The organism is Streptomyces sp. NPDC050388, assembly GCF_040655635.1.
Lineage (GTDB): Bacteria > Actinomycetota > Actinomycetes > Streptomycetales > Streptomycetaceae > Streptomyces.
The window spans coordinates 1-17,309 of the sequence record NZ_JBFAKH010000116.1 but is presented as its reverse complement, the minus strand read 5'-3'; the positions used below and the strand labels follow the sequence as shown (position 1 = coordinate 17,309).

At 68.0% G+C, this 17,309-nt stretch carries 18 protein-coding genes and 6 pseudogenes; 13 read left to right on the top strand and 11 right to left on the bottom strand.

Annotation, left to right across the window (positions count from 1 at the left end):
- The 4 genes and pseudogenes from AB0I73_RS36670 to AB0I73_RS36655 form a co-directional block, all read right to left on the bottom strand.
- On the bottom strand, window positions 1-289 hold a 289-nt coding region (locus AB0I73_RS36670), incomplete at its 3' end, for a zf-HC2 domain-containing protein (RefSeq protein ID WP_363044751.1).
- 559 nt (window positions 290-848) lie between these two features.
- A pseudogene (locus tag AB0I73_RS36665) lies at window positions 849-1,687 on the bottom strand (IS5 family transposase).
- A 227-nt stretch (window positions 1,688-1,914) separates the two neighbouring features.
- Window positions 1,915-2,519: pseudogene (locus tag AB0I73_RS36660) on the bottom strand (IS5 family transposase); the annotation flags it as partial.
- A gap of 103 nt (window positions 2,520-2,622) precedes the next feature.
- Window positions 2,623-3,339, bottom strand: a complete 717-nt coding sequence (locus AB0I73_RS36655) for an IS6 family transposase (protein ID WP_363044750.1) — start codon at window positions 3,337-3,339, stop codon at window positions 2,623-2,625.
- A 63-nt stretch (window positions 3,340-3,402) separates the two neighbouring features.
- On the opposite strand from AB0I73_RS36655, the pseudogene AB0I73_RS36650 reads away from it, so the two are divergent.
- Together AB0I73_RS36650 and AB0I73_RS36645 are read left to right on the top strand one after the other, a co-directional pair.
- Window positions 3,403-3,585 (top strand): annotated as a pseudogene (locus AB0I73_RS36650) (XRE family transcriptional regulator); the annotation flags it as partial.
- 159 nt (window positions 3,586-3,744) lie between these two features.
- The gene (locus AB0I73_RS36645; protein WP_363044752.1) at window positions 3,745-4,587 is read left to right on the top strand and encodes an alkaline phosphatase family protein; all 843 of its coding nucleotides are present in this window, start codon (window positions 3,745-3,747) and stop codon (window positions 4,585-4,587) included.
- Here AB0I73_RS36645 and AB0I73_RS36640 read toward each other — a convergent pair.
- The gene (locus AB0I73_RS36640) at window positions 4,565-4,843 is read right to left on the bottom strand and encodes a DDE-type integrase/transposase/recombinase (RefSeq protein WP_363044749.1); all 279 of its coding nucleotides are present in this window, start codon (window positions 4,841-4,843) and stop codon (window positions 4,565-4,567) included. The two genes, AB0I73_RS36645 and AB0I73_RS36640, sit on opposite strands and share 23 nt — an antisense overlap.
- Window positions 4,844-4,913: 70 nt before the next feature.
- On the opposite strand from AB0I73_RS36640, the pseudogene AB0I73_RS36635 reads away from it, so the two are divergent.
- The 4 genes and pseudogenes from AB0I73_RS36635 to AB0I73_RS36620 form a co-directional block, all read left to right on the top strand.
- Window positions 4,914-5,181 (top strand): annotated as a pseudogene (locus AB0I73_RS36635) (CrcB family protein); the annotation flags it as partial.
- Window positions 5,157-5,627: a DUF190 domain-containing protein gene (locus AB0I73_RS36630; RefSeq protein WP_363044748.1), complete on the top strand. Its 471-nt coding sequence runs from the start codon at window positions 5,157-5,159 to the stop codon at window positions 5,625-5,627. The pseudogene AB0I73_RS36635 and the gene AB0I73_RS36630, both read left to right, overlap by 25 nt.
- On the top strand, window positions 5,624-5,884 hold the full coding sequence (locus AB0I73_RS36625; protein WP_363044747.1) for a CrcB family protein: 261 nt from the start codon (window positions 5,624-5,626) through the stop codon (window positions 5,882-5,884). The genes AB0I73_RS36630 and AB0I73_RS36625 overlap by 4 nt, the downstream gene beginning before the upstream one ends.
- Window positions 5,875-7,098, top strand: coding sequence for an MFS transporter (locus AB0I73_RS36620; protein ID WP_363044746.1), 1,224 nt, complete (start codon window positions 5,875-5,877; stop codon window positions 7,096-7,098). Before AB0I73_RS36625 ends, AB0I73_RS36620 begins: the two co-directional genes overlap by 10 nt.
- A 121-nt stretch (window positions 7,099-7,219) precedes the next feature.
- Here AB0I73_RS36620 and AB0I73_RS36615 read toward each other — a convergent pair.
- From AB0I73_RS36615 to AB0I73_RS36605, 3 genes and pseudogenes are all read right to left on the bottom strand, one after another.
- A pseudogene (locus AB0I73_RS36615) lies at window positions 7,220-7,434 on the bottom strand (transposase); the annotation flags it as partial.
- Window positions 7,435-7,539: 105 nt separating this feature from the next.
- Window positions 7,540-7,656: pseudogene (locus AB0I73_RS36610) on the bottom strand (transposase); the annotation flags it as partial.
- 240 nt (window positions 7,657-7,896) lie between these two features.
- Window positions 7,897-9,018: a hypothetical protein gene (locus tag AB0I73_RS36605; RefSeq protein ID WP_363044745.1), complete on the bottom strand. Its 1,122-nt coding sequence runs from the start codon at window positions 9,016-9,018 to the stop codon at window positions 7,897-7,899.
- 169 nt (window positions 9,019-9,187) lie between these two features.
- Here AB0I73_RS36605 and AB0I73_RS36600 point away from each other — a divergent pair, with 169 nt between their 5' ends.
- Window positions 9,188-9,904: a hypothetical protein gene (locus AB0I73_RS36600; RefSeq protein ID WP_363044744.1), complete on the top strand. Its 717-nt coding sequence runs from the start codon at window positions 9,188-9,190 to the stop codon at window positions 9,902-9,904.
- A gap of 121 nt (window positions 9,905-10,025) precedes the next feature.
- Here AB0I73_RS36600 and AB0I73_RS36595 read toward each other — a convergent pair whose 3' ends face one another.
- A complete protein-coding gene (locus tag AB0I73_RS36595; RefSeq protein WP_363044743.1) occupies window positions 10,026-10,580 on the bottom strand; it encodes a hypothetical protein in 555 nt (184 codons plus the stop codon).
- A gap of 395 nt (window positions 10,581-10,975) precedes the next feature.
- Here AB0I73_RS36595 and AB0I73_RS36590 point away from each other — a divergent pair, with 395 nt between their 5' ends.
- Both AB0I73_RS36590 and AB0I73_RS36585 read left to right on the top strand, forming a co-directional pair.
- The gene (locus AB0I73_RS36590; protein WP_363044742.1) at window positions 10,976-11,614 is read left to right on the top strand and encodes an HD domain-containing protein; all 639 of its coding nucleotides are present in this window, start codon (window positions 10,976-10,978) and stop codon (window positions 11,612-11,614) included.
- 122 nt (window positions 11,615-11,736) lie between these two features.
- Window positions 11,737-12,657, top strand: coding sequence for an NADP-dependent oxidoreductase (locus AB0I73_RS36585; protein WP_363044741.1), 921 nt, complete (start codon window positions 11,737-11,739; stop codon window positions 12,655-12,657).
- A 237-nt stretch (window positions 12,658-12,894) separates the two neighbouring features.
- Here AB0I73_RS36585 and AB0I73_RS36580 read toward each other — a convergent pair whose 3' ends face one another.
- Complete coding sequence (locus tag AB0I73_RS36580; protein ID WP_363044740.1) at window positions 12,895-13,164, bottom strand: hypothetical protein; 270 nt, start codon at window positions 13,162-13,164, stop codon at window positions 12,895-12,897.
- Between the two features lie 430 nt (window positions 13,165-13,594).
- Between AB0I73_RS36580 and AB0I73_RS36575 the strand changes: the two genes are divergently transcribed.
- Entirely contained in the window at window positions 13,595-13,831 is a 237-nt protein-coding gene (locus AB0I73_RS36575; RefSeq protein ID WP_363044739.1) for a hypothetical protein, read from the top strand.
- A gap of 12 nt (window positions 13,832-13,843) precedes the next feature.
- On the opposite strand, the gene AB0I73_RS36570 is transcribed toward AB0I73_RS36575, so the two are convergent.
- Window positions 13,844-14,542 (bottom strand): IS6 family transposase, encoded by a 699-nt coding sequence (locus AB0I73_RS36570; RefSeq protein WP_363044738.1) that lies wholly within the window; start codon window positions 14,540-14,542, stop codon window positions 13,844-13,846.
- Window positions 14,543-14,705: 163 nt separating this feature from the next.
- Between AB0I73_RS36570 and AB0I73_RS36565 the strand changes: the two genes are divergently transcribed.
- From AB0I73_RS36565 to AB0I73_RS36555, 3 genes are all read left to right on the top strand, one after another.
- Window positions 14,706-16,001, top strand: coding sequence for a nucleotide disphospho-sugar-binding domain-containing protein (locus AB0I73_RS36565; RefSeq protein ID WP_363044737.1), 1,296 nt, complete (start codon window positions 14,706-14,708; stop codon window positions 15,999-16,001).
- Window positions 16,002-16,184: 183 nt separating this feature from the next.
- Window positions 16,185-16,334 (top strand): hypothetical protein, encoded by a 150-nt coding sequence (locus AB0I73_RS36560; RefSeq protein ID WP_363044736.1) that lies wholly within the window; start codon window positions 16,185-16,187, stop codon window positions 16,332-16,334.
- Window positions 16,335-16,702: 368 nt separating this feature from the next.
- Window positions 16,703-17,125, top strand: coding sequence for an integrase core domain-containing protein (locus tag AB0I73_RS36555; protein WP_363044735.1), 423 nt, complete (start codon window positions 16,703-16,705; stop codon window positions 17,123-17,125).
- The last annotated feature ends 184 nt before the right edge of the window (window positions 17,126-17,309 follow it).

Below are 17,309 nucleotides of genomic sequence, written 5' to 3'. Positions count from 1 at the left end.
AACCGCCCCCGGCCCCCCGGGCCGCACCGTGCCGGCGGCGCGCGCCAGAGCGGCCCCCGGCCGCCCCGGACAGGCACCACGGCCGCCGGCCGGCCCCACCCGCCAGCGCCCCGCGCAGCAAAGGCAGATGCGCGGCCACCGCCGCCAGGCAGTGATGCTCCTCCCGGCAGCCAGCACAGACCGCCAGGTGGGCGCGGACCACGCCCGCCTGGCCCGGCTCCAACACATCGAGCGCGTGTCCTTCGAGCAGGCCGCCGATGGCGCGGCAGTCCTGGGAAGAAGTAAGCATGACCAGTCCCTTCGGGCCGGGGCGAAAAACACGCCGTCCACGGGGCCGGCGGACGGCTGGTGCACCGCCCCACGGCCCGCTCCACGCCCCCACCCTCCCCCCAGCACGGCCCCGCGCGCGTCGTCTGCGCGCAGCAATTCCCCGCTACCACCACCGCAGTACCCGGCAGGTCGTGTCACACCCCGCCCCCTCAGCGGCCCCACCCGGCCCCCGGGATGACGCCCCGACCGCCACCCGGCGATCCCACCCGTAAGACCCACCGGCGAGCCCGGCGACCAGGACGACAGGCAGCACGACGGGCAGCACGGCGCCGCCGGCCCCCGACACGAACCAACGGAAGCGGACCCCGGCGGGAAATCGCCGCGCCAGGAACCCACACCCCCTCACGCCACCGCCCCCGGCCCACCCACCACCCCGACCGCCCAGCACCACCCCGACCAGCCGACCCACCGCAACGCGGCCAGCAAAGACACCCACCCCCTCGACACGGCCAAGAACACCCCCCACAACACAGCCCCAAAAGAGCGTCTTGTCCCGGCAGGGTTGTTTGGCTCGAGCTTCAGGTGCCGCGCCGGTGCGGGGCGCCTTCTCGGGTGAGTCCGCGGCTCATGAGGGCGATCACGGCGACGTGGATCATGGCTTCGGAGCGAGGGGAGCGGGCTTCGTAGCCGCGGGCGAGACAGCGGTGATACACCAGCCAGCCGAAAATCCGCTCGACCACCCAGCGCCGGAAAATCACCTTGAAGCCTTTGGCTCCGGGTTCGCGTGGGACGACTTCCACGTCGATGCCGAGGCGGGCGCCGGGGCGATGGCTTTGGTGCGGTAGCCGGTGTCGGCCCATGCCTTGGTCACGTGAGGGCTTGTGGTGGCGATCCGGGAGAGCAGGTGGAGGCCGCCGGCGTTGTCAAAGACGCCGACGGCGGTCACCCAGACGGCCAGGAGCATTCCAAAAGCGTCGACACCGAGGTGGCGCTTGCGGCCTGCGACTTTCTGGCCCGCGTCGATCCCCTGGCTGGCTGCGGGCACGTTGGCCGAGGTCTTGATGCTCTGTGCGTCCAGCACGCATGCGGTCGGCTCGGAATCCCGTCCCTCGGCCTCACGCACGAGGCGCCGCAGCAGGCCATTGAGCTGGTCGAAGACGCCTTCCTTCCGCCATGCGGCGAAGTAGCCGTAGACGGTTTCCCAGGGGGCGAAGTCGTGCGGCAGGTACCGCCAGGGGATGCCGGTGCGGTCGACGTAGAGGATGGCGTCCATGATGCGACGCAGGTCGTGCTCGGGTGGACGGCCGATATCCAGGCCCTTGCCTCTGCCTTCGGTCCGCCAGGCGGTGAGCGTGGGTCCGATCAGTTCCCGGCGCGCATCGGACAGGTCGCTGGGATACGGGCGCTGTCGCGTCATGTTTCGGTAGCAGCGTCAGGAGCGGCACCGCTCCAAGGCGCAAACGGCGGCAACCGGGGGCGCGTTGGGATCAGACAGGAGCGAACGCATCGAAACGGGCTGAGGTTCCGCCTCTGCAGTCACACAGCCCTCGCGAAGCGCTACCGCCCCAGCAACCTCACGGCGACTCGCCACCGAAGCACCACCAAACAACCCTGCCGGGACAAAACGCCCTTTCAGAGGCCATCTCATTTGGCGAGTCTGCGGTAGCAGATGAGGACTGCGGCTATGCCGACGAAGGCGAGGAAGTGGTCGGCCTTGCGCTCGTATCGGCAGTGAAGCCGACGACAGCCGGCGAGCCAGGACACGGTTCTTTCGACGACCCACCTGTGGCGGCCGAGTCGCTGTGAGGACTCGATGCCCTTGCGGGCGATGCGGTGGCGGATGCCGCGTTTGCGGAGCCATCGGCGCAGATGGTCGTAGTCGTAGCCCTTGTCGGCATGGAGCTTGCCGGGGCGCTGGCGACGAGATCCTCGCCGGGACCGGATCGGCGGGATGCCCCGCACGAGCGGTTCCAGGCCGAGGCTGTCGTGCATGTTCACGCCGGAAACGCCCAGCGAGAGCGGCAGTCCGTTCCGGTCGCTGATCAAGTGGATTTTCGATCCGGGCTTGCCACGGTCGGTCGGATTCGGTCCGGTCAAAGGCCCACTTTTGCAGCCCTCATGCTGACGGAGTCGATCGCGCAGCGCGACCAGTCCAGTTCCCCGCGGGCGCCGAGTTCGTCGAGGACGACGCGGTGGAGCCGGGCCCAAACCCGGGCCCGGCTCCACTGGGCGAAGCGTCGGTAGACCGTCTGCCAGCTCGGGCCGAACACCGGCGGAGGCATTGTCAACTTGTTGGTGTGCGGTTGCTTGAGGGTGTGCCGGGGTGTGCTGGGCTTGGTTTCCGCCTCTGGTTCAGGCCTCGGTGGGCATGGCGGTAGTGCCGGTGCTCTCGTTCCAGGTTCCGAAGCGGTGACGCATCTCGGTGCGGTAGCCGGGGGCGGTCATCCGGTGGCGGCGGGGCCGGAAGTGCGGTGAGATCTGGCTGAACGCGGACAGGAATTTCTGGGCTCTGCCGACTGTGCGGAAGCCCTTCATCGCGCGTTCGCGCTGCCTCGTCGGCTGATGGGAGTTCTCCGCACGGTTGTTCAGGCTCTGGTGGGAACGGTGATCGACTGAGGACATCAACACTCTGTGGGCGACGCCGTAGGAGCAGAGCTTGTCGGTGACCAGCACCCTCGGTGTCCTCCGCTGCTTCTTCATCAGCTTGGCCAGGAACCGCTTCGCGGCCTTCGCGTCCCGCTTGGAGTGCAGCAGGATGTCGAGGACGGTGCCGTCCTGGTCCACGGACCGCCACAGATACTGCCGCACACCGTTGATCTTGACGAACACTTCGTCGAGATGCCACGTGTCGCCGGGCCGGGGCCGACGGCGGCGCAGTCCGTCGGCATAGGCCTGGCCGAACGTGGCGCACCAACGGCGCACGGTCTCGTGGGAGGCAAGCACGCCACGCTGGAGCATGAGCTCTTCGACCTCGCGGAACGACAGCGGGAAGCGGAAGCACCGCCACACGCAGTAAGAGATCACCTCGGCCGGATACCGAGGCCCCCTGCATGACGGCGCACTGTCCACCGAGGATCCCTCCCAGCCTGATCAACCCGGAGATCATCCCACCCGGTCAACCAACGTGACAGCGCCCCGCCCCCGCACCACGCGGCCCGCCTCTTCGACGCCCGGGACACCGGCGCCACCGAGCGACAGCCGCGCGACCTCGCCGCTGAAGGCCTCGGCGAGGTCTACTTCCGCGACGGTGGCCGCCGTGCCCACGGCCTGGAGATGGAGTTCACCGACGTCGAGCACGTCGAGTTCGACCTGTGAGAGCAGGCGACCGACGCATACCCGCCTCAGTGCCAACTGAGGCGCGGCCTCGGGCGCGAGACCGTCCGAAGACATGAAGAATAAAAACCGACATATCTTCCGGCTCTATCGTGACCGGAGGCCCCCGTGATCGCCTCGTCCCGAACACGAACCCGGAGTATCGTCCGTCTACTCGCTTGCGCCCTCGGAGTCACCGCGGCGTGGACGGGAGCCGCAGGAACCGAGCACGGTGCCGGACATGCCCCCACGCCGGACCACGTGGTCGTCGCCGTCATGGAGAACCACGCGTACGACCAGATCATCGGCAGCCCCCGCGCTCCATACATCAACTCATGGGGTAGCCACGGCGCCGTCCTGACCAGCTCATACGCCATCGCCCACCCCAGCCAGCCCAACTACTTCGCACTCTTCTCCGGCGCGACGCAGGGCATCACTGACGACAGCTGTTACCTCCCCGGCTTCCGCTCCACCGCCAACCTCGCCTCCGAACTGACCGCCGTCGGAAAGACCTGGGCCAGCTACAGCGAGTCGCTGCCCAGCCAAGGTTCGGCCACCTGCGGCAGCGGACGCTACACGCGCACGCACAACCCGTGGTTCGGGTTCAGCAACGTACCCCGATCCAGCGCCAAGACGTTCGCACAGTTCCCGACCGTCTACGCCAGGCTGCCCACGGTCTCCTTCGTCATCCCGAATCTGTGCAGCGACATGCACAACTGCCCGGTCCCCACCGGCGACACCTGGCTGGAGACGCACCTCGGCGCCTACGCAGCCTGGGCCAAGACCCACAACAGCCTCCTCGTCGTGACCTTCGACGAGGGCAACAAGCACAGCAAGAACAAGATTGCCACGGTGCTGTACGGTCAGCCGGTGGCTGCAGGCAGCAGATCGGCGACCAGGTACAACCATTACGACGTGCTGCGCACCATCGAGGACATGTACGGCACATCGCACGCCGGGCACGCCGCCACCGCTTCGGACATCACCGGCATCTGGGCAAGCTGAGCGCAGGTACGTCTACGGACCGCCGCAGCGCAGGCACCCCGCAGCATCTTCCCCGGTCGCCGTGAAAGACCACGCCGTCGACCTGGCCACCTCGGGTAGATGCCGCCATCTGCAGTGACGCTCCGACCAGGTCCGCGGCGTGGTGGGCGCCCATCGCGCAACCCAGCAGGCGGCGCGAGAAGAGGTCCAGGACGGTAGCAAGGTAGAGCTTGTCCTCCCCGGTCTCGCTCTCGGTCATGTCGCCGACCCACAACACGTTCGGGACGATGGCCTCGAACCGTCGACGCACCAGGTCAGGGGCCGCTCTGTGGGGCAACGCCGCCGACTGCGCGGTGATCGGGTGTTCATGGTGCTGATCACCGATGTGTGACGGCTCACCGGCTGGTGCGACCGTCCTTCGGGACCGGGGCCCTGGACAGGTCCACGACGTTCTCGACGTACGCCGTGGACATCCAGAAACTGCTGGACAGGGGCCATCCCCGAACCGGGCTTGCGTATCTGGCCGCGACGATGTGCGCGGCGCTGGCGGCGGTATGGCTTGCGACGACGGCGACGCGCCGCCTGGTGGCATGGAGGCAGCGGCGACAAGGCTGACGGGCAACGCCCTACGAATGACGATCTTCATCAGTGAGAACGACGCCTGGCATCACAAGCCGCTGTACAGCGAGATCGTGCACCGTGCGCACAAGGTCGGCCTGGCCGGTGCGTCGGTGTTCCGCGGCGTGAAAGGCTTCGGCGCATCCTTGCTGATCCACACCTCGCGGCTGTTGTCGCTGAGCGAGGACCTACCGGTGGCAATCGTGATCGTGGACACCGAGGACCGGGTCCGGGACCTCCTGCCGCAGCCGGACGAACTGGTCGAGTCGGAGCTGGTGATCCTCGACGAGTGCGAGGGCATCCGATACGTTGGCCGGGAAAAAGGCGTGAACTGGCTGTTCGTCGTCATCGGGGCCATGGTGGGCGCTCCTCCGCGGTATCTGACCGACCGGGCGGTGCAGAAACGGCACGACACTTCTTCCCGTGGGACACCTTCACCGTGAACGTGATCGGCTGCCTGATCCCGGGCCTGCTCGCCGGCGCAGCGGTGGCCGGGGCCGCTTCATCGCAGGCGCAGTTGTTGCTGGGCACCGGATTCTACGGAGAGCCGACGACGTACTCCACGTTCTCGTACGAGATGCTGCGGCTGGCCGAGGGCAGGGCAAGGTTCTTCGCCGCCGCCAATGTGATCGCCAGCGTGGTGGCGGGCCTCGGGGCGGTGTTCCTCGGGGTGTCCTTCACGGAGGCGCTGTGGGCGTGAACCCGGCGGCTCCCAAGGAGCAGGAGGCGAAGCGGCCGACGCGGATGGGGCCGTGGCGGTTCGTGGTCTGGTTCGGGACCGTCAGCCTGCTCGCCGACTTCGTGTACGAGGGCGCCCGCTCGATCACCGGCCCGCTGCTGGCCTCGCTGGGCGCGTCTGCCCTGGTCGTTGGCGTGGTCACGGGCGCGGGAGAGGCCGCCGCGCTGGGGCTGCGGCTGGTCTCCGGCCCGCTGGCCGACCGCACCCGCCGCTTCTGGGGGCTGGCGATCTCCGGGTACGCGCTGACGGTCGTGGCGGTGCCGTTGCTGGGCGTGACCGGGGTGCTGTGGGCGGCCTGCGCGCTGGTGGTCGCTGAGCGGGTCGGCAAGGCGGTGCGCTCACCGGCCAAGGACACACTGCTCTCGCACGCCGCCGCCGCCACCGGGCGGGGTCGCGGCTTCGCCGTGCATGAGGCGATGGACCAGATCGGTGCTCTGGTCGGCCCCCTGCTCGTGGCCGGCGTTCTCGCGCTTACGGGGAACGACTACGGCCCCGCGCTGGGTGTCCTCGCCGTCCCCGGCATCGCCGTACTGCTCCTGCTGTTCTGGCTGCGGGCCCGGGTTCCGGACCCCGAGGCCTACGAACGGGAGGTGGAAGCCGCAGCAGCCGGGCCGCTGGTCGCGCAGGACGGGCGGTTGCCGAGGGCATTTTGGACCTACGCCGCTTTCACGGCGGCCACCACGACCGGCTTCGCGACCTTCGGGGTGCTCTCGTACCACCTGGTTGAGCGGCATCTGCTGGGCACCGCGTGGGTGCCGGTGCTGTACGCGGCGGCGATGGCCGTGGACGCAGTGGCGGCGCTGGCCACGGGATGGTTGTACGACCGCTACGGCGCCCGGGTGTTGGTTACGCTGCCGGTGCTGACCGCGGGCGTGGTGGCACTGGCGTTCACCGACACGCTCGCGATCGCGGTAGCCGGGTCACTCGTGTGGGGCGCGGCCATGGGCATTCAGGAGTCCACCTTGCGCGCCACGGTGGCGGACCTGGTGCCCAGTGGGCGCCGGGCGACCGCGTACGGGCTGTTCGCCGGTGTCGTCGGAGCGGCGAGCCTGGCCGGTGGCGCCCTGACGGGTGGGCTGTACGGCCACTCGATCCCCATGCTGATCACAGTGGTCGTCGCCATCCAGGTCCTCGCCCTCGTGCTGCTGGCCGTCACACGGGTCACCCGCCGCTGACACGACGGGGCTCTCGCTGTGAGCGACTCAGTCCGTACGGCAGGGACGGCTCGGCGCTGGCAATCTCGATGAGCCGGTTGTACTTGGCCACGCGTTCACCTGTCGGATTCTGTCGCTCGATTCATAGGTGGCGTCTGCGAGGTTGCGGATCGAGGTCGAGGTCGGTGAAGTGAGTGTGCCGGGTCGTGCCGAGGGGGCGGCCGGTCAGGTGGGCGTCGACGCGGTGGAGGTTGAGTGCAGCGGCGCTGAGCACGTGGGCCAGGCCGGTCTTCGCCTGACCTCGGTAGCGGTGTGGCGGACGCCGGTGGTCCGTACGGCCTGGGAGATCGTGCCCTCGGCGTCGGCACGCACGCAGGAACCCCAGCTCGGACAGCCTCACCAGCAGCCGGTCCAGTACCACCTGCTCCGCGCTGTTCTCGACCAGGCGCTCACGGAAGCCGGACAGGACGGAGAAACCGAGATCAGGGTCTGCTCGGCCCGCCGGCGGCGCTCGAGGAGCCAATGCGGGAAGTAACTGCCCTGACTCAGCTTGGGGACGGCCAGTTCGACGGTGCCGGCGCTGAGGGTACCCCCGGCCGGAGGCTGCATGAGCGCGTCGGCGAACGTTTTGATCATTGCGCGCAGCAGATCGGGACTCTCCCCCGCAAGCGGGGGGACCCCCAGGCGAGATTGTCCTCGGCGAGGGCGTGCAGGGGCAGACTGTCGGGTGCGGTCATCGTGCTGATCTCCTTCAAAGACTTGGTCAAAGACTTGGTCGTCTTGAAGGATCAGCCGGTGGCCGTTCTCATATCCGGGCACTCACTCCGACGCCGGGGCAAACGCCCGGATCAGGTGGGAGCCCCTACACCACTTCCCAGGACGCAACCCCGCGTTCACCAGCCGACCAGATTCATAGACCTTCGAGCGAGCCAGTCCGTGAACGACACGGGCTGACCGCCCAGGTTCAGAGGAAGGATCTGGTCGCAGGTGGCCCGGCCGTCGAACCACAGTGAGCCCCGGTGCGGACCGGTGACAACGAGCAGGGTCGAGAAGCCACAGCCGTTTTCCTGGATGAATACAGCGCCGGACGTCTTGCGCTTGCGAGTGGGTCTCCCGTGGGGCGTCCCACCCGGCGGGCTCGAGGGCCTTCCACCGTGCGTCGGTGAACCGGGTGCCCCAGTCGGCGCACACGGGACGGCGCGCCTCCCGCTCGGCCCGCTGCTGATCGGCCGCGCGGCGCAGCTGCTCCTTGTACGCGCGCTCGCGGGCTGCGTACTCGGCCCGCCGGCGGGCGTCCTGGGCTTCGCGGCGCGGGTTGCCGATCGCCTCCAGGAGCGTCTGGTTGTGCGGGCGGCCGAAGTGACGGAAGATCGCTCCGGCCGGGCCGTGCTCTTGGAGCTGCTTCATGCCGGTGACCACGATGGGGAGCTTGCCGTCGTACAGGTGGAAGCCGTCGTGTGCGGTGCCCTGCCAGTGCCGCTGGGTCAGTTCGGCCAGCTGCGCGATGACGGTGCTGGGGTTGCGCGGGCCAACGCGGTTGAAGACGAACAGCAGCGGCACCCCGTCCTCGGACGAGGTGATGACGATGTCCGCCTGGGCGCCGCCCTTGCCGGGGTTGGGCCAGGTGCCCGTCGCGGGCAGCGCCACCCCGGTCGCGTAGGAGGCGGCCTTCAGGCCCATGGGAGTCAGGTGGCGCAGCGTGTCCCCGCCCGAGATCTGCCCGCCGTTCTCCGCCAGGCCGTGCTTGCGCAGATCGGAGAGCGCCCCGAGGTGCGAGGCGGTGCGGGCCTGCTTCCGCTTCGAGAGCGAGGCCTTGTCGGTGTGCCGGTAGCTCAGGTGCGGGGCCGCGAGCTGCTGGATCTGTTCGAGGGCCTGCAAAATTATGGTCAGATCAGGCCAGAACTGAATTTTCTCTCCTCTATCGACGTACAGCGGGTCCAAAGCGGTACCTTTTCTCTCCCAGACTTCTTGGGGGGCGTAAGTGTCTAGCAGTGACGGAACAGCCGGAGGCTCGGGGGCCGGGGGCTCGGGGGCCGGGGGCTCGGCGTCGGCCGCCCCTTGGTGGCAGCGGCCAGCAGTACTGGCGGCAGCGACAGCCGTTGCTGTAACTGTGCTTGGCGGCTGGTTGCAGCAAGGCGGCGTTTCGCTGGTCTCGGCACTTTTCGGCGATGATGGTGCAACTCGGCCGAAGACACATGTGACTCCGATGGAAGAAGCTCACTGCAATACGTGGCTGTTGCGACAGAACGTAACGTCAGTCGCCCGCGAGTTGAAGACAGAACTTCGCGGAACTTCTGGCAGATTTAACGAGGGCGAAAGGGAGAAGGTCATTGACCGTGTTCGTCGGGCCACGGGCTCTGATTTACCAACGGGCTCCTCGGTAGAAGTCACTGTTCAGAACCCGACGGGCAAGGCGATTGTACTGACACGGCTAGAAGTATCAGTAAAAAACCGCACTGAACCCCCAGCTCGTTCGTTGGTTAATGTAGGAAGCGGCTGCGGTGGCGATTTACCTGTAAGGCAACTCAGCGTCGACCTCGACGCAAGTGAACCCCGCTTCATCCCGCAGGAAAATGACGGCCTCGGGAATCGGACGCCGGACTTCCCGTACAAGATCTCTGCCAATGACCCTGAAGTTTTCATGCTATCCGGCTATTCGAGCAAGTTGATCGAGTGGACCGCAACGTTCCACTGGGTTGCCGATGGCAAGGAGGGGAAAACGGTGATCGACAATGAAGGCCACCCCTTCCTGTCCTACTCAAATACTTCGGCGCACTACTGGTTCGACACCTACTACGACACCCTTAATCTGGCTCCAACTAGTTGAAGCTGGCCAGCCCGTGTCGGGTATTCACTGTACTGCTGGAAAGCGCACGCAGCGCCGCTTAAGGGCTGTCCCGCAATGATCGTGGAGCCCGGGCCAGAGCTGTCCGACGGGCAGGGCAGGCTCAGCCGGTGGCTTGTGAAGTACCCAAAGACCGGGCGAAGTCGGCAAGGGTCCGGAAGTCGTCCTCGCTCAGGCCGATCCGCGGGTTGACGTGGTGCAGAAGTCCACATCCGCGGTGGTGTGTGGTCATGTACGCCTGGTCCAGATCACTCTGTTCGTCGTCCACCCAGGCGAAGGAACGGCCGTTGGCGTAGTCCACCAGAAGAGGAGTCTTCCAGTGCACTCCGTCGGAGCGCTCTTGCAACAAGGCGTCGCCGAAGTCGACGAAGGGCAGTTCAGGAAGGCCGAGCACTGGGCCGATCCACCGGTTGGCATCCCCCATCCACGTGGTGGCCCAGCACAGCTCGTAGCCGAGCCGGAGCAGGGCTCGTCCGTGCTCCGGGTTGAGCCAGACCCGCAGGGGTCGCCGACGGAGCGAGAGTTCTCGATGACCCTCTGGAGCCCCACTGTCTTGGGGCACTCTGAGTGTGGTGTAGCCGTCGGGACGCTTCTCCGGCTTGGCCGCATATGGGTTGAGGGGCCCGTCTACGTCGAGGAACAGTAGCGGTCGGCTCACGATCCCCCCTGCCATGCTGATATCGGCTGCGCCGGTGGAAGCGTAGCGGTACCGATCGCCGCGGCATCGGGCCAGGCCTGATGTGATGATCACGGCGTGGTGGGCGTAATCACAGCCTCGGAGCCGTCCTAATACTCCAGCCGGACTTCTGCACTCCTCCTGGTCAACGGCCTGGCGGTGGGGAGTGTAGCGGGGGTGCGGCATGCGCGGGACGGTGTTTAAGACGAGGATCGCGGCCCGGTGGTGAGCGTCGGAGCTCACGGTTTCTCTCCTCAGGCGTCTGGATTCGAGTGGTTCATGGCCGGACTGGGGCTGCGCATACGCCACGCGGTCGGCACCCTGGAGGACGGGCGCACTGTCCACTCGTCACACACCGCACTGGAAGCGCGGACATCATGATCGACATCATCGCAGGGGTGGAGATCCCCGAGACCGCGGCAGTGGCAGAGGCCACGAACTTTCTCCGGGAAAAGGCCAGTCCTCTCATCTTCCACCATTCCCGGCGTGTTTTTCTCTTCGGTTCCCTCCATGCGCAGGAACTCAGCCTCCGGCCTGACCCGGAACTGCTCTACATATCCGCGATGTTTCACGATACCGGTCTTTTGACCCCGTACTCCGCCACGGAGCAGCGCTTTGAACTCGACGGCGCTGATCACGCACGGAGGTTCCTCCTCGACCGCGGGTTCCCGGAGAGCGCCGCCGACATGGTCTGGACGGCGATCGCGCTGCACACGACCCCAGAAATTCCTGGTCGGATGGGCCCGGAGACGGCTGTCACCAGCTACGGTGTCCTGACCGACGCGGTCGGCTGGGGGCTGGACAGGCTGAACGGCGACCTGGTGGACGAAATCGCTGCCGCGCATCCGCGCGGAGAATTCAAGAAGGAATTTCTGCAGGCATTCGTCGAGGGACTCAAAAACCGTCCGGACACCACCTACGGGACCGTCAATGCGGACGTGCTGGAGCACTTCGTTGCCGGCTTCCGCCGCAAGAACATGGTCGAGCGCGTCACTGAGGCGCCCTGGCCGAGCTGAAATGCGCTCGAAAAAGCCAGGGCGGTGCGATGATCCCGTGGGCAGCGGGTTGCGGCCGCGACGATCGTAACCCTCGGCAAGGCGTCGCCCGCGCGTGCACAAGAACAGAAAGAGGAACAGGCATGCGAGCCATCACTGTCCGGGACCGCAACGCCGGTGTCAGCGGGCTGGCCCTGGAGGACCTGCCCCATCCCCATGCCGCTGAAAACGATGTAATCGTAAGAGTGCATGCCGCAGGATTCACCCGCGGAGAGCTCGACTGGCCTGGAACATGGTCCGACCGTGCCGGCCGCGACCGCACTCCGAGCGTGCCGGGACACGAGGTCTCGGGCGTCGTGGCGGAGCTCGGATACGGAACCACCGGCCCCACTATCGGCCAGCGCGTCTTCGGGCTGACCGACTGGACCCGCAACGGCTCGCTGGCCGAGTACGTCGCCGTGGAGGCCCGCAACCTCGCTCCGCTGCCCGCGGACATCGACCACACAGTGGCGGCCGCGCTGCCGATTTCCGGGCTGACCGCCTGGCAGGGTCTGTTCGACCACGCGCGGATCGCAACCGGCCAGACCGTCCTGATCCACGGAGCCGCGGGCAGTGTCGGCTCGATCGCCGTCCAGCTCACACGCGAGGCGGGGGCCCGCGTGATCGGCACCGGCCGGTCCGCCGACCGGGCCACCGTCCTCGAGCTGGGCGCACACGCGTTCCTGGACCTCGCGGCCGCCCGACTGGAGGACGTCGGCGAGGTCGACGTGGTGTTCGACGTGATCGGCGGTGACATCCTCGACCGCTCGGCCGCACTCGTACGCGCCGGCGGCACGCTCGTCACCATCGCCCACCCGCCCACCGTCCGACCCAAGGACGGGCGGGCGCTCTTCTTCGTGGTGGAACCCGACCGTGCACGCCTCGCCGACCTCGCTCAGCGGCTCAGGGACGGACGGCTGAAAGTACGGGTCGGCGCGGTGCGGCCGCTGGCTGAAACGGCCATCGCCTTCGCCCCTGAGCGGCGCATCGCCGGCCGGACGGTCATCCGGGTCGCCGAGGACTGAGGAACCCGTCCGTCGTGCCGTCCGTCCGGCACGACGAACGGCATCCGCCGACACGGTGTGACGGCAGCCGGCGCAGCACGGCAGGGATGACTTCCCCGCGTACGAGGTGGCGTCGAGCCGTCCGCCCCAAGGCTGCGGGTGCCGAATCATCATCCGCCGAGGTCACTGCCTTGATCGCTGATGTACGCGGCTCGGGGATCACCGCGAAGTGGTCGCCCGCTCGGCGCCAGGACGGCATCATGAACTGTCGTGCTGCTGTGTCCGGCTTACCTCGCTGCGACCAACATCCCGGCGATCCTGCGCCTGCTGCCCATGAGCGGACGCGAGAAGGACATCGAGATCCTCGCGCTCCGCCATCAACCGCTGGTCCTGCAGCGTCAGGTCGGCAGGCCCACCTTCACCGCCACCGACCGCGCCGTACTCGCCGGCCTCCCTCACCGCCTGCCGGCGGACAAACTGCGACGCCCGCTGTTGCTGGTGCGGCCGGACACGATCCTGCGGTGGCACCGCAACCTACTCAAGCGCCGTCACGCCGCGGTGAGCCGACCACATCACCGAGGACGACCACCCACCGTACGGTCGATCCGCGCCCTGGTGCTGCGCCTGGCCAGGGAAAACCCGCCGTGGGGGGACAGGAGGATCCACGGCGAACTCGCGGCCCTCGGGATCAAGGTCGCCGCATCCACCGTCGGGGAGAGCCTCACGGAGCACGGCATTCCGCCCGCGCCCGAGCGGCAGAGCACGACCTGGGCCGAGTTCCTGCGTGGCCAGGCCGAGGTGCTGCCGGCCTGCGACCTGTTCGAGGTCCACACCCCGACCGGGGCGCGCCTGCACGTCTTCGCCGTGATCGAGCACACCACGCGCCGCATCCGGATCCTGGGCGCCACCGCCCACCCCCACGGCGGACTGGCTCGTCCAGCTCGGACGGAACCTGCTCGTGGACCTCGAGGACGCCGGCAGCCGCACCGGATTCCTCATCCGGGACCGGGACGCGAAGTTCACCGCCGGCTTCGACGCCCTGTTCGCCGACGCGGGCCTGGAAGTGGTCGAGACCGGGATCCGAACACCGCGCAGGAACTCCCTCATGGAGCGTTGGATCCAGACCTGCCGCCGCGAGCTCCTCGACCGCACCCTGATCTGGAACCAGCACCCTCTCCTGCACGTGCCTGGTTGAGTTCGAGACCTTCTACGCTGGACATCGGCCACACCGGGCCCTGGGCCGGGCCGCTCCCCTCCGCCCGCTGCCCGAAGTGATCGACATTCCGGCGCGGAGAAGGCGCCTGAGGATCCGCAGGCGAGATCGATGCGGCGGGACCCTCCACGAGTACGGACATGCCGCCTGACCCCGCCGGATGATTATTCGGCACCCGCAGGGTTGGTGGCTGTTCTCCGCCCGGTTGTTGAGGTACTTCGACTGCCGGTGCTCGACGGAGGGCACGGCCTCGCGGTGGGCGGCGTCGTAGGAGCGGAGCTTGTCTGTGACGATCACCCGGGGCACCGCGCGTGTCGTCTTCATCGGGTGGTGGAAGAAGCGCCGGGCGGCGGCTGTGTCCCGGCGGTTCTGCACGAGGACGTCCAGGACGGTTCCGTCCCGGTCGACGGCCCGCCACAGGTGCTGCCGCTCTCCGTCGATCTTGATGAACACCTCGTCCAGGTGCCCTGTGTCACCGGGCCGGGGCCGGCGGCGCAGTCCGCTGACGTAGGTCTGCCCGGACGTGGCGCACCGGCGGCGAACCGTCTCGTGGGAGACGAGCACGCCGCGCTCGAGCATCAGCTCCTCCACCCCGCGGTACGACAGCGGGAAGCGGAAGTACCGCCACACGCAGTGGGAGATGATCTCGACGGGGTACTGGTGCCCCTGGCACGACGGCGACGCGCTATCCACAAACGGGCCCTCCCAGCATGACCAACCAGAAGATCACCCCACCCGGTCAGCCAACGTGACAGTGCCGAGCGGCGGCCCGAGCGCGGCGGTTCCGACGGTCTTGTCCAGCATTCGGATCCGGTGCGAGACTGCGGAACCACCGTCGCAGGTAAAGGAGTTGGGCTTGCCACCCACGGGAAGACCGTTACGGTCCCTGACCATCCTCTTCGCACCGGAGAGCGCGTACGGGCCGACGAACAACTGCGTAGGGATCGGGGATGTCCTGCGCCGCCGGGGGCATCGCGTGGTGTTCGCCGCGGAGGCATCCTGGAAGGGCCGCCTCGCGCCGCTCGGTTTCGAGGAGGACCTGGTCGATCTGGCCCCACCGCCCGAACAGCCCCAGGACGCCGGCCAGTTCTGGAAAGACTTCATACGCAACACCGCGCCCGAGTTCCGGAAGCCGACCATCGAGCAGTTGAGCACCTGGATCAAGCCAGTGTGGGAGGAACTGATCTCCGGCGCCCGGTACTGCGAGCCGCAGATGAAGGAGATCATCGACCGGGTCCGGCCGGATGTGATCGTCGAAGACAACGTCGTATGCTTCCCAGCCTTGACCACGGCGGGCGTTCCTTTCGTCCGGATCGTTTCCTGCAACCCGCTGGAGACGAAAGGAGAGTGCGTGCCTCCGCCGTTCTCCGGGTATCCGGCCAGGGACCGGAGCAAGTGGGACGAGTTCCGCGCCGAGTACGAGCGCACGCACCGGAGCCTGTGGAGCGACTTCAGCGCCTGGGTGACCGAGCAGGGCGCGCGTCCGCTGCCCGATCTGGAGTTCATCCACGAGGGCGATCTGAACCTGTACGTCTATCCCGAGTCGGCCGACTACACGGACGCCCGTCCGCTGGGCCCGACCTGGCACCGGCTGGACTCCTCCGTTCGCGAGACGCAAGAGAGGTTCACGCTGCCGCCCGGCCTGGCCGGCGGCGGCGCGCTGATCTATTTCAGCCTCGGCTCGCTCGGCTCAGCCGACGTGGACCTCATGCGCAAGGTCATCGCCTCGCTCGCCCGTACCCCGCACCACTACATCGTCTCCAAAGGCCCACTGCACGAGGAAATCGAGCTGCCGCCGAACATGTGGGGCAAGGAGTTCCTGCCGCAGACCCGGATCCTCCCGCTGGTCGACCTCGTCATCACGCACGGCGGCAACAACACGACCACCGAAGCCCTCCACTTCGGCAAGCCCATGATCCTGCTGCCACTGTTCTGGGACCAGTACGACAACGCCCAGCGCATGGCCGAACTGGGTTACGGTATCCGGCTCGACCCGTATCGCTTCACCGACGCCCAACTCCACGGCGCCATCGGCCGTCTGCTCGGCGATACGACTCTGCGGCGCACCCTCACCGAGGCCGGTGAGACGATCCGGGCGCGCGACGGGCTGCATGCGGCCGCGGATCTGATCGAGCGGGCCGCCACGGGCTGATCCCACCGGCCCCCGGACGAACCTGCCCCCATGCCCCCGACCACCTGCGCACCGCGTATCGCCGGGCTTCGTCGTCCAGGTCGACCCTCTCGAAGCACAGCGCACCGTGTACCGTTCGGAAACTCATCGCCGCTGCCCGGAGGGGCCTGGCGCGGCATCACGGTCTGCTGGAACCCTGTCCGGGTGATCGTCTCACTGGTGTACCGGGTGGTACGCAAGCTGCTCGCAGTTCCGGCGGTGCTGCTGCGCTGGAACATGGCCAAGGACACGGAGCTGCTGGTGCTGCGCCACGAGAACGCGGTGCCGCGCAGGCAGCTCACGAGTCCGGTGTGATACGAGCCGACAAATCGGCTGTGGTTCGCAGCAGCGCCCTCGCTGCTCCCCCGGCGCCCGTGGGCACAGGTGTTCCCGGTCACGCCCGCGACGCTGCCGGCATGGCACCGCAGGCTCATCACCCGGAAGTGGGACTACAGCAAGCGCCCGAGCCTGCTCGGGTGACCGCGAGTGCGGTGAGGGCTCTGCTCCCGCAGCTCGCCCAGCAAAATCCCCGCTGGGGCGGCCGAGGGCATCGTCGCCTGCGACGTCATCCACATCAACCTGGCTGGCCTGCGCCGGGTCCACGCGCTGGTGTCCCTCGGACACAGCACACGCAGGCTGCACATCGCCGGAGTGACCGCCCCCATCCCACCGGGTCCTGGACGGTGCGACAGGCAGGAAACCTCGCCGTCGAGTCGGGCATTGGGGTGGACTCGCTGCGTTTCCTGCGCCGCGACCGGGACGCGCAGGACACCGAGTCCTTCGACGTGGTCTTCGCGACCGACGACATCCGCATCGGCAGGACCGCGCCGCGGGCCCCTCGGATGAACGCGCCCTGCGAACGGATCATTGGAACCCTGCGGCACAGGGCCCTCGACCACCTGTTGCTCTGGAACGAGACGCACGCGAGGCAGGTCCTCGATTCCTACGCCCGGCATTACCACGGTCATCGTCCCCACCAGGCTCGCGGACAGCTCCTTCCCCTTGCCCAGGTGCATCCGCCGCCCACGGTCACCCCGTTCGCTCACCGGCTTCTACGCACCCGAATACCCGGCAGGGTGATCAACGAGTACAGATACGCGGCCTGACCAGCGGCGACGAACTTCCGAACGGCACAGGATGCCGGGCGGCGGGTCCCGTCACCGGCGCGCTCGGCGCGCACCCCCAGCGGGCCGGTCCGTCCGGGTGGGCCGGTCCGCCGCCCGGCCGCTCACCCGACACAGGCCAGCCGGCTCACCCACTGCGCCAGCGTCAGCGAGCCGGCCCGGGCCG